Source organism: Micromonospora sp. NPDC049102 (assembly GCF_043197485.1).
In the GTDB taxonomy this organism is placed as follows: Bacteria; Actinomycetota; Actinomycetes; order Mycobacteriales; family Micromonosporaceae; genus Micromonospora.
Map to the genome: position 1 here is coordinate 37,883 of NZ_JBICTE010000016.1, position 14,360 is coordinate 52,242.

A 14,360-nucleotide genomic window follows, 5' to 3' on the forward strand; every position below is an offset into this window, starting at 1 on the left:
CACGACGACCATTCGTCAACCGGCTGGCGACGTGTACGCCTTCTGGCGTCGCCTGGAGCACCTGCCGACTTTCATGGCTCACCTGGAGGAGGTGCGGGTCACCGGGGAGAAGACGAGTCACTGGACGGCGAGCGCGCCGTTCGACCGCAGCGTCGAGTGGGACGCCGAGATCACCGACGAGGTGCCCGGCGAGCGCATCGGCGGTTCGTGCCCGCCCCCGACGGCGTCAGCACGGAGGTGCACGTGCTGCTGGTGTACGACATCCCCGGCGGCAAGCTCGGCCAGGCCGTGGCCCGGTACTTCGGTGAGGAGGGCCCCGCCGGCACCGGTCGGCTGGCGTACCGCGTACGCCCGCGTTGTTAGGATGGCCGCACCATGGCGACCGAGCGTAAGCCGACCGCGGACCCAGCCCGCAGCCTGGCCATCCTCTGGCGCACCCGGGAACCGACCAGCCGCAGCGCAGGGCAGGGGCTCAGCGTCGACCGGATCGTCCGGGCCGCGATCGACATCGCCGACGCCGAGGGTCTCGACGCGTTGACCATGCGTCGGGTCGGCGAGGCGCTGGGTGTGGGCACGATGTCGGTCTACACCTACGTGCCGGGCAAGGCCGAACTCGTCGACGTCATGATCGACACCGCGTACGGCGAGATGCCGCGCGCCGCCGTCGAGGGCGACTGGCGGGCCCGTCTGGAGCGGATCGCCCGCGACAACCTGGCGCTATACCAGCGACACCGGTGGATGGTGCGGGCCGAGACGACCCGCCCGGTGCTCGGCCCGAACCTGATGGCCAAGTACGACCACGAACTCGGCGCGGTCGCCGACATCGGGCTCACCGACGTCGAGATGGACGCGGTCCTCACCCTCGTGCTCGGGCACGTGAAGAGTTCCGCGCGTGCCGCGTCCGAGGTGGTCGACCTGGAACGGGAGACCGGCATGACCGACGGCCAGTGGTGGCAGTCGCAGGCGCCCTGGTTGGAGACGTTCCTGAACCCCGACAGCTACCCGACCGCGTCCCGGGTCGGCACGGCTGCCGGCCAGCAGCACGGTGCCGCCTACGGCCCGGAGTACGCCTTCGAGTTCGGCCTGCAACGCGTCCTCGACGGCATCTCGGTGGTGGTCGCCGAGCGGGCGGCCGACCGGTAACCCCGACGTCGGGTGTTACCCGTCCGCCTCCGCCGCGCCCACCGGTGGCCTCCGCGTCCAGGAGCAGCGCCCGCGCCAGCGTCTCGAGCACCTGGGCCGACGGATTGCGGTCCCGGCCCTGCTCCAACCGCAGGTAGTAGTCGGCGCTGATGCCGGCGAGCAGGGCCAGCTCCTCGCGTCGCAGACCGGGCACCCGTCGGCGGCCGTGCGCCGGCAGACCGACGTCACCCGGCCCGACCAGCTCGCGCCGGGCACGCAGGTACTCGCCCAGCGGGCCGGCCGTGCTCACCAGCCCATCGTAGGAGGGTCCGCCGCAGCCCAGCCTGGTCCTGCCACTACCAGGAGAACCGGTAACCCGGATATCGCCGACCGGCCGGGTGACGGTGGGTCGGGTAAGCGGCGCCCGCCAGCTACGCCGACCGGGCGGTGCCGGAGTTGGCCGACCGGATCGGCCACCTGACCGAACGGCATGCCGGTGTGCTGCTGTGCGGGCACAGCCACGGCTCGGCGTTGCTGGCCCTCGCGGTGCTGCGGTTGCCACCGCACACGCGTCGTCGGGTCGCGCTGCTCACCTATGGCTCTCCGCTGGACCGCCTCTACGCCCGGCTCTTCCCCGCGCACCTCGACTCGACGGTGCTGCGCCAGGTGGGGGAGCGCGTCGGATGGCGGTGGATCAACCTGTGGCGGGACACCGACCCGGTCGGCGGCTGGGTCTTCGCCGCGCACCGGCCCGGAGATCCCGCGCCGGAGGCCACCGACCCCGCCGGTCGTGTGGACCGACGGCTGCGGGACCCGGAGCATCTGCTGCCGGCACCGGGTGAACGCCGGGCACCACCGCTGCGCGGACACCACCCGGGCGAGTCCGATCCCGAGTTCCGGGCGGCCGTACGGGAACTCGTTGGCCGACTCGGTGGCGCCGGTGCGGTGGAACCACAGTGAACCGGATCCCCGTTCAGCGGTCCTCGTGGAGCCGGTCGGACTCCGCGACCACCGTCCGTACCTTGCGCAGGGTGGCGTCCGGCGCGCGGATGGCGGCCCGCCACCGGTCCAGCGTGCGGGTCAGCACCCGGACGACGAACTGCAACTGGTTGACCTGCTCGCGCAGCGTCCCCAGCTCGGAGCGGGAGTGCAACGCCTCACCCTCCAACTCGGTGATCCTGGTCTGCAGCGGTTGTACCAGGGTGAGGGCGGCCTCGGTGAGGGTGTCGGCGGCGTCGGCCTTGAACTTGCCTCGCTGCACCAGCACGGTGGCGATGGCGGCCAGACCTGTCGAACCGCCGAGGATTCCGAACACACTGAGCGTCACCTGCACCCAGTGCGGTGCCGCCGGTGCGGGGGAGTTGTTCACGGGACACTTCCCTGTAGCTCTTCGTGGCTTGCACATTCACAAGCACGGACCATGCGGCGAAGGTCGACGGCGAGCTGCGCGGCCCGCCAGAGCGACCCGATCGTCACCGCCACGACGAACGACGCGGCGACCAGGGTCTGCTGGCTCCACAGGGCGACCAGGGCCACCGCGTACATGCCGGTGATCGTGCCGAGCACCAGGAGCGACGCGAGTTCCATGCCGAGCCCGGTGGAGAGCCGCCCGGGCCACAGGATGCCCAGCAGCCCGAACGCGCCCACCGTGATCAGACCGATCTCCCAGGCGACCTGGACCGGCGCCGGCATGGACGTCTGCACGGAGGTCGGCCGGACGTCGAGAACCATCATCAGGATGCCGCAGACGGGTGCCGTGGTCAGGACAGCGACCTCGTACGGCTGGTGGCGGGACCGGATACGCAGATACCTCACGGCGACTCCTCTGGTCGTAGACCCCCGTGTCCGCCAGCGGCCGTGGTCGGTGCCCGGTGGAGAGCCACGTGCGCGTCAGTCCGTAGCCGGGGCGGTGGGGAACGGTCGATGGTCGAGAGGGGGACCGACGTGCCGTCGTTGGTCGCCGATATCTGCCTGTGTATCACCGCTGACCGGTTGGCGTCCACCTGGTGTAACGTCGCATTTCCGCAGGTCAGGGCCCTTCGAGGGGGGCGTGGCCGGGCTGCCTGCGGTAGCCCGGCCGCGCCTTGGGCGCTCGTTACTCTCAGTGTCGGATATCCAACTCCCCGTGGCCGCGCAGCGCCCCGACCACCATGGCTGGCGCCTCCTCCGCCATGAAGTGTCCGCAGGTGACCGTCCGGTGCTCCAGGTCCGGGCCCAGGCACGCCACACCGCCGCCGCGTCGTAGCCGAGCGCGGCACACCAGTCCTGCTGCAGCACGGTCACCGGCATCCGTAGCTGGTTGCCGGCCGCCCGGTCGGCCTCATCGTGCGCCACGTCGATCCCCGCGGACGCCCGGTAGTCGGCGACGCTGGAGGGCACCGCGTCGCGGGAGGCACGCAGGTACGCGGCGCGCACGTCGGCGGGCAGCGCCTCCGGGTCGCGGGTTCAGACGTCGAGGAAGTGGCCGAAGAACGCGTCCGCGCTCCCGGCGATCAGCTTCTCGGGCAGGCCGGGCGGCTGTGCCATCAGGTGCAGATGGAAGGCGACAGAGGCGCTGACACCGTGCGGCACGTCCCACATGTCCAGGGTGGGTAGCACGTCGAGCAGGGTCAGTCGGCTGATCGCCGCCGGGTGGTCGAGGCCGGCGCGGAACGCCACCAGGGCGCCCCGGTCGTGCCCGGCCAGGGCGAAGCGGTCATGGCCGAGCGCCCCCGCCAGCGCCACGATGTCGGCCGCCATGGTCCGCTTGGCGTACACGGTGCCGTCGCTGTCCACCGGCTTGTCGCTCTCGCCGTAACCGCGCAGGTCGGGGCAGATGACGGTGTGGTCGGCGGCGAGGTCGGCGGCGACGTGCCGCCACATGAGGTGGGTCTGCGGGAAACCGTGCAACAGCACGATCGGTGGCCCGGAGCCGCCGACGGCGGCGGCGAGCGTCACGCCGTCGGCGACGGTGACGCGCTGGTAGTCGAATCCGTTGATCCTCGGCTGCACGGGTCGGCCTTCCTGGTGAGCGGGTCGGCGCGGGAGATGCCCGTCGCCGTCGTACGTCGTCGAGCCTGCCCGGCGGTGATCAGCGGACGGTCAGCGTCGGATCAGTGCCTGCCGCCTCAGCCGTCCCAGCACTTAGACCGGCGACCTTCGCCATTCGGGTCCGCGAATGTCGCCGGGTAGGCTGAAGCAGTTTCTTGAACAAATCTTGAATCGCCTGGTCAGGGCGGATATGTGCGACAGCGGGGGACGGTGTCGGTGGAGTTCAGGCTGCTCGGCGAGGTCGAGGCGGAGATCGACGGCGAGTGGGTGGACCTGGGCCACGCCCGGCAGCGCAGCGTCCTGGCGGTCCTGCTCCTCGACGCGAACCGCGTCGTGCACGTCGACCAACTCCTCGACCGCGTCTGGGCCGACCATCGCCAACGGCGCGCCGTGAACTCGCTGTACAGCTACCTGTCCCGGCTGCGGTCCTGCCTCGCCGACGCGGACGGCGTGACCATCTCCCGCCGTTCGGGTGGCTACCTGCTCACCGTGGACCCGGCCGCGGTGGATCTGCACCGGTTCCGCGAGCTGGTCACCGGGGCGGGTGCCGTGGACGACGACGAGGAGGCACTGCGCCGCTTCGACGAGGCCCTCGGCCTGTGGCGTGGCGAGCCGTTTCCCCGGCTGGACACTCCATGGCTCAACGAGACGCGGGAGGCTCTCACGCAGGAGAGGCTGGCCGCCGAGCGGGACCGCACGGACGCCGCGCTGCGCCTCGGCCTGCACGCGGCCCTGCTGCCGGATCTGCTGCGGGAGGCGCCGGCCCACCCGCTGGACGAGCGCCTCGCCGGGCAGCTCATGCGCGCCCTCTACCGCTGTGGCCGGCAGGCCGAGGCGCTGGAGCACTACGACCGGCTGCGGCGGGTCCTGGCGGAGGAGACGGGCGTCGACCCCGGCCCCGACCTGCAAGCACTGCACCTGGGCATCCTCAACGGCGACCCCGCGCTGGCCGCGCCGACGACCGCAACGGTCGCGCCCCCTCCGACGCCCCGGCAACTGCCGGCCCCACCTCCGCTGTTCACCGGCCGGGTCCGCGAACGGGCCACACTGTCCGACCTCGTCCTGGGTCAGGCCGAGGACGCCGAGGCCGTCGCCGTCGCGGTGATCGGTGGGACCGGCGGCGTCGGCAAGACCTGGTTGGCCCTGCGCTGGGCGTACGACAATCTGGACCGCTTCCCCGACGGCCAGTTGTACGTCAACCTCCGGGGCTTCGACCCCACCGCCGAGCCGGTACCACCGCCGGTGGCGGTGCGCGGATTCCTCGACGCCCTCGCCGTGCCGCCCAAGGCGATCCCGACCGGCCTGGACGCGCAGGCGGCCCTGTACCGCACCCTGATCGCGGGCCGGCGGATGCTGATCTTGCTGGACAACGCCCACGACACCGAGCAGGTCGCGTCGCTGCTGCCCGGCAGCTCCACCTGTACCGTCCTGGTGACCAGCCGTCGTCGTCTCGGCGGACTCGTGGCACAGGGCGCGCAGGGGCTCACCCTGAACGTGCTGACCGACGACGAGGCGTACCACCTGCTGTCCCGCCGGTTCGGGCCGCGACTCCTCGCGCACGAACCCGACAGCGTCTCCGCGCTGCTGGCCCGGTGCCACGGCCTGCCCCTGGCCCTCAGCATCGTCGCGGCGCGCGCGGCCATGCACCCTGACCTCCCGCTCCGGGCGCTCGTCGACGAGCTGTCCGAGGAGGCGACGCGCCTGGACGCCCTCACCACCGGCGACCTGACCGCCGATCTGCGCGCGGTCTTCGCCGCCTCCACCCGCGCGCTGCAACCCCGGGCGGCCCGGATGTTCCGGCTGCTCGGTCTCGCCCCCAGCACCGAGGTCAGCCTGGGAGCCGCGGCGAGCCTCAACGGCCTGCCCCCGCAGCAGACCCGGCCGTTGCTGCACGAACTGTACGAGGCGCACCTGGTCCACCAGCAGTCGTCGACCCGCTACCGCCTGCACGACCTGGTACGCCTGTACGCGGCCGAGCAGATCGAGAGCGACCTCCCGGACACCCGGCAGGCCGCCCTGCGTCGCATGTTCGACCACTACCTGCACACCGCGCACGCGGCAGCGTGTCTGCTCGACCCGGCACGCGAGCCGATCACGCTCCCGCCGGCGGCGTCCGAGCTCATCCTCGACCCGGTAGCGGACCAGGCGCAGGCGCTGGCCTGGTTCCAGACCGAGCACGCGGTGCTGCTCGGCGTCCTGAACCGGGCGGCGCGGGACGGGCTCGACGCGTACACCTGGCAGTTGGCCTGGACCTTGGAGAGTCACCTCGACGAGCAGGGGCACTGGCGCGACTGGACGACGACACAGCTCACGGCGTTGCGTGCCGCCCGCCGGCTGGGCGAGCGGCGCTGGCAGGCGTGCTCCCACCGCAGTCTCGGGGTGGCCCACACACAGCTCGGGGAGCTCGACGAGGCACATCGGCACTACCAGGCGGCTCTCGCGCTGTTCGAGGAGCTGGGCGATCCGGTCAGCCAGGCGCACACCCACCGTGGTCTCGGCTGGGCACACAACCAGCAGGACCGGTGGTCCGACGCGCTCCGGCACAACGAACTGGCCCTGCAGCTCTACCGCGACGCCGGACACCGGGCCGGGGAGGCGCTGGCCGTCAACAACGTCGGTTGGCTGCACACACAGCTCGGTGACCATCGGGCGGCACTGACGTACTGCGAGCGGGCGGTCGAACTCGACCAGGAGGTCGGCGACCAGCACGCGGAGGCGGGCTCCTGGGACAGCCTGGGCTACGTGTACCACCACCTTGGCCGGTACGCGGAGGCCAACGCCTGCTATCAGCGGGCTCTCAAGCTGGTCCGCAACTTCCGGGACCGGTACAACGAGGCGGAGATCCTCACCCATCTGGGTGCGAGCCACTCCGCCGCCGGCGAGACGGACCTGGCGCGGGACTTCCTGCGGCAGGCGGTGACCATCCTTCGCGAACTCGACCATCCGAACGCCGATACGGTGGCCGGCACGTTGCGCGACCTCGAAGCCTGACCGTCTCCCCACGGGTCGTCGAGCGTCGGTGTCAAGACTCGTTCAAGATGCGCCCAAGCCCGTGCGCCGACGCTTTCTGACGTCCACACCCGTCAGTCAGAAAGTGGGAGAACCGATGAAACTGATCCGGATGGCGCTGGTCGCGGCGGTAGCGCTCGCGGCGTCGGCGCTCGGCGTGGCCAGCCCCGCGTACGCCGCGGGCGACACGCAGCTCGGCATCGACGTCGGCAACATCGCCTGGGAGCAGTACACCTCCACCAACACCGACGTCCAGGCACGGCTGTCCGAAACGTCGACCGAGGACTGCAACTTCTACAGCGGCTTCTGGGCCGACCCGGCGAACGACCGCTACGACGGCACCGCCTCCACGTACGCGAAGTGCGGCAAGACCACCGACGGCTACATGTACCGCGACGGCACCAAGGCCTGGGGACCGGTGGCGTGGCGCAAGCGGCCCTGGTGCGCCGACTTCGCGAAGTTCGCCTTCTACTGGGGCGGCGCGAAGTACACCGGCCTCACCGCGGCGGCGGGCAGCTTCCGCACGTACGGCATCAACAACGGCACCTGGCACGGGCGCGGCAGCGGCTACGTCCCGCGCAAGGGCGACGCGGCGGTCTACGACTGGGACGGCAACGGCACCTACGACCACGTCGCCATCGTCACGTCGTACGTCGACACCAGCACGGACGGCAACCACTACGTGGTCGGCGGCAACCAGTCGGACGGCGTGACCCACCCGCAGCACAACAACTGGGAATCGTCCGTCGTCGGGTACGCCTCACCCGCGGCGAAGTAGGCCGACGCGGACGACGCCGGCTCCGGGCCCCGCGGCTCGGGGCCGGCGTCGTCGCCCGTTCGCCGTCCGTAGATTGGTGCCATGACCAGGCAGCCGAGCCCACCGGTGGCGGTGACGTTCGGCGTGCTCGGACCGGTGACCGCCACCGCCGGGACGGTTCCGGTCCCACTGCGGGGGCACCGGCAGCGACTCGTGCTGGCCCGGTTGTTGATCGCCCGGGGCCGGGTGGTGCCGGTGGAACGCCTCGTCGACGACCTGTGGGAGGTCCCACCGGAGCGGGCGCTGGGCGCGATCCGCACGTTCGTCGGCGACCTGCGCCGGGCGTTGGAGCCCGACCGGCCGTCCCGGCAGCCATCCCGCCTCCTGGTCACCGAACCATCGGGGTACGCGCTGCGGGCCACTCCCGACGCGGTGGATGCCGACCGTTTCGAGGCGGCGGTCGGTGCGGCCGGGCGGCACCTCGCGGCGGACCTGCCCGCGCCGGCCCTCGCGGCGTTGGATGCGGCGCTCGGGCTCTGGCGTGGGTGCTCACCGCCGGCCCGGTCGCCGGGCACCTTGCCGACCTCGCTGCCGCGCTGGGCGACGACGAGGAGGCCGCCCGGCACCGCCGGGCCGCCCGCCTGCTGACCGCGCGCGTCCGCGCCGCCGACGCGACCTGAGCGCTACCGCTCTCGGCCGGCAGGGGACTTGTCCGTTCCTGTGGAAGCGGCCCCCGGTGTGCGGTCAGATGGAACCACCGGCCTCCGTCGTCGGCCGGGATCGAGGGGGTACGCCGTGCAGGGGCTCGTGCTGATCGTGGTGCTGGGCGTCACCGTCCTGATCGGCACCACCCTCGGCGGCCGCTACCGGGTCGCGCCGCCGGTGCTGCTCATCGCATTCGGGGTGCTGCTCGGGCTGGCGCCGCCGCTGTCGGACGTGGTCCTGGAACCGGACCTGGTGCTGCTGATCTTCCTGCCGGCGATCCTCTACCGGGAGAGCCTCACCATCAGCCTGCGGGAGATCCGGGCGAACCTGCCGGTGATCGGGCTGCTCGCCGTGGTGCTCGTGGTCCTCACCATGATCACCGTCTCCCTGACCGCCCAGGCGTTCGGCGTGAACCCCGCCGCCGCCTGGGTGCTCGGCGCGGTCCTCGCGCCGACCGACGCCGCGGCGGTCACCGGCCTGGCCAAGCGGCTGCCCCGCAAGCTCCTCACCACCCTGCACGCCGAGAGCCTGATCAACGACGGAACCGCCCTGGTGGTCTTCGCGGTGACCGTGGGCCTGCTCACCCAGAGCGCGGAGCCGGGGGCGCTGGGCATCGGCGAGGAGTTCGTCGGGGCGAGCCTGGGCGGCCTGGTCGCCGGTCTGCTGGTGGGCATCATCGTGGTGTTGATCCGCAAGCGGCTCGACGACCCACTGCGCGAGGGCGCGTTGAGCGTCCTGACCCCGTTCGGTGCCTTCCTGCTCGCCAGCGCGGTGCATGCCAGTGGTGTGCTGGCGGTCGTGGTCGCCGGCCTGGTCCTCGCGTACGCCGGTCCACGGGTGATCCGCGCCCGGTCGCGGGTACTGGCGTACGCGTTCTGGGACCTGTCCACCTTCCTGATCAACGGTGGGCTGTTCGTGCTGCTCGGCACGCAGATCCCCCGGGCGGTGCGCGGCATCGTCAGCACCTCGCCGCCGCGGGCCGTGCTGATCGTGCTCGCGGTCACGCTCGCCGTGGTGGTCACCCGGCTCGGCTTCGTCTACCTCACGGCGCAGTCGGCGAGGCTACGACGTCGTCGGATGACCGAGCAGGAGGACGGCACGTCGAGTTGGCGGGTCGGCACGGTCGCGGGCTGGTCCGGATTCCGGGGCGCCGTCTCACTCGCCGCCGCGCTGGCCGTCCCGACGATGACGGTCGCCGGGCGGCCGGTGGTCGAGCGAGACCTGATCATCTTCGTCACCGCGCTGGTGATCGTCCTGATCATGCTGGTGCAGGGCACCACGCTGCCGCTGGTGGTGCGCTGGGCGGGGCTGTCCGGCGACCCCGAGCGCGTCGACGAGGCCCGACACGCCCGCCGGCGCGCGACCCAGGCCGGCCTGGACGCCCTGCCCCAGGTCGCCGCCGAGGTCGGCGCCGAGGGGGAGTCCGTCCACCGTCTGCGGGCCGAGTACCAGCGGCACCTGGAGGACCTCAACGAGACCGGCGGCCGAACCGCCGAGGAACGTCGGCTGGAACGTCGGCTGCGTCTCGCCGTCCTCGCCCACAAGCGACAGGAGCTGACCCGGCTGCGCGACAACCGGGAGATCGACGACCTGGTACTCCAGGAGCTTCAGTCGGCGCTGGACAACGAGGAGATCCGGCTGCTGGGGCGCGGACCCAACGACTGAGCGGCGGCAGCTCGCGGCCTGACGCATTCGTGACACCGCCGCACGCGGGAACGGGGCGCTCGGCCAGGTCGTCGACGGGTACGGTAGAGCTCATTTCGGCGTTCGTCGATCTGCTCGGTCGGTGAAGGGGGTGCCCATGGCCACCGGTGCGAGCGCGGCCGACCCGAGGATGGTCACCGAACGGCAGTTCCTCGACGAACTGGCCTCGGTCACCCGTGAGCGTGTCGCCACCGAGTTCCTCTACCTGATGGCGCAGGACGACGCGGTCATCGGTGTCCAGTGGGAGCAGCCCGGTCTGGACCACCTCCGTCGCTACCGGGTACGCGACGCCTGCCCGCACTGCGTCGTCCTCACCGCCGTGGTGACGCTGGCACCCGTGCTGCCGCTGGACGTGCTGCGGGCCGGCCGAGCCCGACCGCAGTACGAGACGGTCCTGCGTACCGGCCGGTTGCCCCACCTGGCGTTCGCCCGTCCGGCCGGTCCTCCCGGCGCGAGCTGGTTGGGCGACTGCCACGCGGTCGACGGTGACCCGCACTCCGACGCCGACTGCCCCAGGCACGCCGCGCCCCCGCCCACCGGCGACCCGCTGGCGCTGCGCCCCGGGTCGCTGCCCCGGGCCGTTCGGGAGCTGTATCCGCACGACGGCGCTGCGACCGCCGACCTGGCGCAACGGCTACGGATCGCCCAGGACTGGCGCGCCGACGCGCAGGCCGTGGCGAGCGGCATTCGCGAGGCGGCGGCGACCTGGGCGTTCCTGCGCAACTCCTGCGTGTTGGGCGTGCCGGTGCCCGGCGCCAACGGTCTCGTGCTCACGCTGCCACCGGGCCGCGCCCCGGACGACCGGCCGCTCAGCGAGCTGCACGACGCGACGGTGCGCGCCCTGCCTCCCGGCCGGGGTCCGGTGCCCTACCAGGAGCGGGCCTGCCTGCTGCCCGAGCCGGCGTCGGCGACGCAGCGCATGCCGACGTACGCCGGCGCGGTGGACCTGACCGCGGCCGCGCCGGTGCGGACGCTGCGGCTGCCGGCGCCCCGCCGACCGCTGAGCACCACCGGCCGGGGCGTGCTGCTGCTCTACGAGGCCCGCCACGCCATGGGCCGGCACGTGGCGAGCGCGCCGGTGCGCGACAGCGCCTACTGGGATTCCGAGGCGGCGTTGAACGTCTTCGAGTTCACCCTGCTGGAGAGGGTCGCCGGGCGGCACTATCAGGAGGCGGTGGCCGCCTACCTCCAGGCGTTGCGGCGCGAGGGCGACCTCCTGGCCCGCCCGCACAAGGTGCTCGACCGGCGTCGACGCAAGGCGCTGTCGCTCGCGTTCGGCGGACTGGACGACGAGGAGCTGCACCTCTGGGCGTCGGTCGCCTACCGCAACGCCATCCTGGAGCTGCTCGGTGATTTGAAGGCGTTCGCCGCGCACCTGCGCCACCAGGCCGACTGAGCGCCGCCGGCCACCTGCGCGACGGGCTCAGAGCACCTGGGCGAGGAAGCGACGCAGCCGGGGGTGCTCGGCCCCCTCGAAGATCTGCTCCGGCGGGCCGGCCTCCAGCACGACGCCCCGGTCCATGAAGGCGACGGTGTCGGCGACCTGCCGGGCGAAGCCCATCTCGTGGGTGACCACCACCATGGTCATCCCGGCGGCGGACAGGTCGGCCATCACCCCGAGGACCCCCTTGACCAGCTCCGGGTCGAGTGCCGAGGTGGCCTCGTCGAAGAGCATCACCTCGGGTCGCAGCGCCAACGCCCGGGCGATCGCCACCCGCTGCTGCTGACCACCGGAGAGCTGCGCGGGCCGGGCGTCGGCCTTACCGGCGAGCCCCACCAGCTCCAACTGCGCGCGGGCGACCTGGACGGCCTCGTCCTCGCCGAGTTTGCGGAGCCGACGCAGCGCCAACGTGACGTTGCGCAGCACGCTCATGTGCGGGAAGAGGTTGAACTGCTGGAACACCATGCCCACCCGCTGGCGCAGCGCGTCCGGGTCGTCGCGCAGCACGCTGCGCCCGTCCAGCAGGACGTCGCCCCGGTCCGGCTCGATGAGTCGGTTGAGCGTACGCAGCAGAGTGGACTTGCCCGAACCGGACGGGCCGATCACGCAGGCCGTCGCGCCGCGCGGCACGCTGAGGTCGACGCCGCGCAGCACGCGGTTCGACCCGAAGGCCAGGTGGACGTCACGCGCGTCGACGCTGACCGAGGTGGTGGTCGCGGTGGTGGTCATCGCCGGTCTCCTTCCTGGATGCCAGTCAGCGCTGGGTCGTCCTCGTCCTCGTCGTCCGCGGGTGCGGTGGTGGGCCGGCCGTGGCGCAACCGCCGGTCGATCGCGTTGACGACGTGCGTCAGCGGGACGGTCAACGCCAGGTAGAACAGACCCGCCAGCAGCAGCGCGGACTCGTTGCCGGTGGTCGCCGCGTAGTCCTGCCCGATGCGGAACAACTCCCGCTGGCTGGCCACCAGACCGAGGAAGTACACCAGGCTGGAATCCTTGATCAGCGCGATGAGCTGGTTGACCCAGGCGGGCAGCACCCGCCGGATGCCCTGCGGGATGATCACCAGCCGCATCGCGTCGGCCCAGGAGAAGCCGAGCGCCCGCGCGCCCTCCAACTGCGCTGCCTCCACCGACTGGATGCCGGAGCGGAAGATCTCCCCGATGTACGCGGCGGCGATCAGTGACAGCGCGAGGATGCCCAGCGGGTACGGTTCCGGTCCCCAGACCTGCATGCCCAGCGGGGCCAGCCCGACGCCGATCAGCAGGATCGTCGCCGCGGCTGGCAGCCCCCGGAACACGTCGGTGTAGACCCGTGCGGGCCAGCGCAGCCACCGACTACGGGAGATGCCGGCCACGGCCAGCAGCAGACCCAGCACCGTGCCGAGCAAGGCGGCGGAGACGGCCAGGATCAGGGTGTTGGGCAGCCCGACGGTCAGCATCTCGGGCAGCGCCTCGCGCATCGCGTCGGCGTCGAAGAACGTCTCCCACAGGGTGCTCAACGGATCCATCGTTCGCCTCTCCTACCGTCCCGCTCGCTCGTCACCGCTTGTCGCTCAGGACGCCGTCGAGGCGGACGGCTGCGCCGACCCGGACGGCGTGGCCGGGGCCGCCGCCGTGCCGCTACCCGGCTTGAAGTCGGCCGGGATGGGCCGCCCCGGGTAGTACTGGGCCTGCAACCGGCTCCACGTGCCGTCGGCGATCACCTCGTCGAGGCCCTTGTTCAGCGCCTCGCGCAGCTTGTCGCCATCCTTGGCGACGGCGTACGCGGTCGGGGCGGGGCTGAGCTGCTTGGCCGCCACGGTGATCTTGCCGTTGCTGTCGGCGGCCGACTTCTCGCCGATCTCGGCCGGTGCGATCCAGGCGTCGGCGGTGCCCGCCTTGAGCTGGTTGATCGCGCCGTTGTAGTCCGGTACACGCACCGGGTCGAGCTGCTTGCCGGTGGCGTAGTCGTCCTGGACGGTGCCCTGCACCACCACGACCCGCTTGCCGGCGAGCTGGTCGAACCCGCTGATCGGTGAACCGGCCGGGACGTCCAGGCCGAAGTAGCCGAAGTCGTACCCGTTGCCGAAGTCGACTGTCTTCTTGCGCGCCTCGGTGATGGTGATCGAGGAGCTGCCGACGTCGAACTTGTGGTTGTTGACCTGGGACAGCAGCGCGGAGAAGTCGGTACCGACGAACTCGACCCGCAGGCCGAGCTCGCCGGCCACGGCGGTCAGCAGGTCGTTGTCGAAGCCGGTGAACTTACCGTCCTTGAGGTACACGTTGGGCGGCGCGTCGGTCAGCGTGCCGGCCCGCAGCACACCCGGCTGCGCCAGACCGTACGGGTTGCTGCCACTACCCGCCGCCGAGCCACCATCCCCACCCCCGCCCCCGCAGCCACTCAACCCACCAGCAACAAGAACCGCCCCAACAACAACAAATCGACCAAGAAATCGCACAGTTATCTCCAAAAGACAGGGTCGACCCCGTCGATCATGAAGTTGTTGCCTCGACACGCCGGTCGGACGGGCAACAACTTCATGATCGACGCGAGGGGTCGCGCGGATGGGTGGGTGCCCGGGAGGTGTGGGCGGGGTGGAGAGGGGAGGGTGGAGA

14 protein-coding genes and 2 pseudogenes are annotated in these 14,360 nt (G+C 71.9%); 9 read left to right on the top strand and 7 right to left on the bottom strand.

Annotation, left to right across the window (positions count from 1 at the left end; translation table 11 throughout):
* Positions 1-73 precede the first annotated feature (73 nt).
* The 3 genes and pseudogenes from ACGFH9_RS17370 to ACGFH9_RS17380 all read left to right on the top strand — a co-directional run.
* Positions 74-133: pseudogene (locus ACGFH9_RS17370) on the top strand (cyclase); the annotation flags it as partial.
* A 74-nt stretch (positions 134-207) separates the two neighbouring features.
* Positions 208-363 (top strand): hypothetical protein, encoded by a 156-nt coding sequence (locus tag ACGFH9_RS17375; RefSeq protein ID WP_393220235.1) that lies wholly within the window; start codon positions 208-210, stop codon positions 361-363.
* 12 nt (positions 364-375) lie between these two features.
* Positions 376-1,143: a TetR/AcrR family transcriptional regulator gene (locus tag ACGFH9_RS17380; protein ID WP_393220067.1), complete on the top strand. Its 768-nt coding sequence runs from the start codon at positions 376-378 to the stop codon at positions 1,141-1,143.
* Between the two features lie 49 nt (positions 1,144-1,192).
* Here ACGFH9_RS17380 and ACGFH9_RS17385 read toward each other — a convergent pair.
* A pseudogene (locus ACGFH9_RS17385) lies at positions 1,193-1,432 on the bottom strand (helix-turn-helix domain-containing protein); the annotation flags it as partial.
* A 137-nt stretch (positions 1,433-1,569) separates the two neighbouring features.
* Between ACGFH9_RS17385 and ACGFH9_RS17390 the strand changes: the two are divergent.
* Positions 1,570-2,082 carry a hypothetical protein gene (locus ACGFH9_RS17390; protein ID WP_393220069.1) on the top strand — a complete coding sequence of 171 codons (513 nt, stop codon included), beginning with the start codon at positions 1,570-1,572 and terminating at the stop codon, positions 2,080-2,082.
* A gap of 13 nt (positions 2,083-2,095) precedes the next feature.
* On the opposite strand, the gene ACGFH9_RS17395 is transcribed toward ACGFH9_RS17390, so the two are convergent.
* From ACGFH9_RS17395 to ACGFH9_RS17405, 3 genes are all read right to left on the bottom strand, one after another.
* A complete protein-coding gene (locus ACGFH9_RS17395) occupies positions 2,096-2,491 on the bottom strand; it encodes a hypothetical protein (protein ID WP_393220072.1) in 396 nt (131 codons plus the stop codon).
* Entirely contained in the window at positions 2,488-2,937 is a 450-nt protein-coding gene (locus ACGFH9_RS17400; RefSeq protein WP_393220074.1) for a hypothetical protein, read from the bottom strand. The genes ACGFH9_RS17395 and ACGFH9_RS17400 overlap by 4 nt, the downstream gene beginning before the upstream one ends.
* Positions 2,938-3,567: 630 nt before the next feature.
* Positions 3,568-4,113: an alpha/beta fold hydrolase gene (locus ACGFH9_RS17405; protein ID WP_393220076.1), complete on the bottom strand. Its 546-nt coding sequence runs from the start codon at positions 4,111-4,113 to the stop codon at positions 3,568-3,570.
* A 255-nt stretch (positions 4,114-4,368) separates the two neighbouring features.
* Between ACGFH9_RS17405 and ACGFH9_RS17410 the strand changes: the two genes are divergently transcribed.
* From ACGFH9_RS17410 to ACGFH9_RS17430, 5 genes are all read left to right on the top strand, one after another.
* A complete protein-coding gene (locus ACGFH9_RS17410; RefSeq protein ID WP_393220078.1) occupies positions 4,369-7,143 on the top strand; it encodes a tetratricopeptide repeat protein in 2,775 nt (924 codons plus the stop codon).
* A gap of 115 nt (positions 7,144-7,258) precedes the next feature.
* Entirely contained in the window at positions 7,259-7,939 is a 681-nt protein-coding gene (locus tag ACGFH9_RS17415) for a CHAP domain-containing protein (RefSeq protein ID WP_355238192.1), read from the top strand.
* A gap of 81 nt (positions 7,940-8,020) precedes the next feature.
* On the top strand, positions 8,021-8,566 hold the full coding sequence (locus tag ACGFH9_RS17420; RefSeq protein ID WP_393220080.1) for a winged helix-turn-helix domain-containing protein: 546 nt from the start codon (positions 8,021-8,023) through the stop codon (positions 8,564-8,566).
* 147 nt (positions 8,567-8,713) lie between these two features.
* Positions 8,714-10,288 carry a Na+/H+ antiporter gene (locus tag ACGFH9_RS17425; RefSeq protein WP_393220083.1) on the top strand — a complete coding sequence of 525 codons (1,575 nt, stop codon included), beginning with the start codon at positions 8,714-8,716 and terminating at the stop codon, positions 10,286-10,288.
* 136 nt (positions 10,289-10,424) lie between these two features.
* Entirely contained in the window at positions 10,425-11,723 is a 1,299-nt protein-coding gene (locus ACGFH9_RS17430; RefSeq protein WP_393220085.1) for a hypothetical protein, read from the top strand.
* A 27-nt stretch (positions 11,724-11,750) separates the two neighbouring features.
* Here ACGFH9_RS17430 and ACGFH9_RS17435 read toward each other — a convergent pair whose 3' ends face one another.
* From ACGFH9_RS17435 to ACGFH9_RS17445, 3 genes are read right to left on the bottom strand one after another with little or no spacing between them, the layout of a single operon-like run.
* On the bottom strand, positions 11,751-12,497 hold the full coding sequence (locus ACGFH9_RS17435) for an amino acid ABC transporter ATP-binding protein (RefSeq protein WP_393220089.1): 747 nt from the start codon (positions 12,495-12,497) through the stop codon (positions 11,751-11,753).
* A complete protein-coding gene (locus tag ACGFH9_RS17440) occupies positions 12,494-13,273 on the bottom strand; it encodes an amino acid ABC transporter permease (protein ID WP_355238177.1) in 780 nt (259 codons plus the stop codon). Before ACGFH9_RS17440 ends, ACGFH9_RS17435 begins: the two co-directional genes overlap by 4 nt.
* 45 nt (positions 13,274-13,318) lie before the next feature.
* Positions 13,319-14,149, bottom strand: coding sequence for an ABC transporter substrate-binding protein (locus ACGFH9_RS17445; RefSeq protein WP_393220092.1), 831 nt, complete (start codon positions 14,147-14,149; stop codon positions 13,319-13,321).
* Positions 14,150-14,360 lie beyond the last annotated feature (211 nt).

Bases quoted from the DNA above. Each gene is read 5' to 3' on its own strand.
- ACGFH9_RS17380 (WP_393220067.1), top strand. From the start codon at position 376: ATGGCGACCGAGCGTAAGCCGACCGCGGACCCAGCCCGCAGCCTGGCC.
- ACGFH9_RS17415 (WP_355238192.1), top strand. From the start codon at position 7,259: ATGAAACTGATCCGGATGGCGCTGGTCGCGGCGGTAGCGCTCGCGGCG.
- ACGFH9_RS17420 (WP_393220080.1), top strand. From the start codon at position 8,021: ATGACCAGGCAGCCGAGCCCACCGGTGGCGGTGACGTTCGGCGTGCTC.
- ACGFH9_RS17430 (WP_393220085.1), top strand. From the start codon at position 10,425: ATGGCCACCGGTGCGAGCGCGGCCGACCCGAGGATGGTCACCGAACGG.
- ACGFH9_RS17435 (WP_393220089.1), bottom strand. From the start codon at position 12,497: ATGACCACCACCGCGACCACCACCTCGGTCAGCGTCGACGCGCGTGAC.
- ACGFH9_RS17440 (WP_355238177.1), bottom strand. From the start codon at position 13,273: ATGGATCCGTTGAGCACCCTGTGGGAGACGTTCTTCGACGCCGACGCG.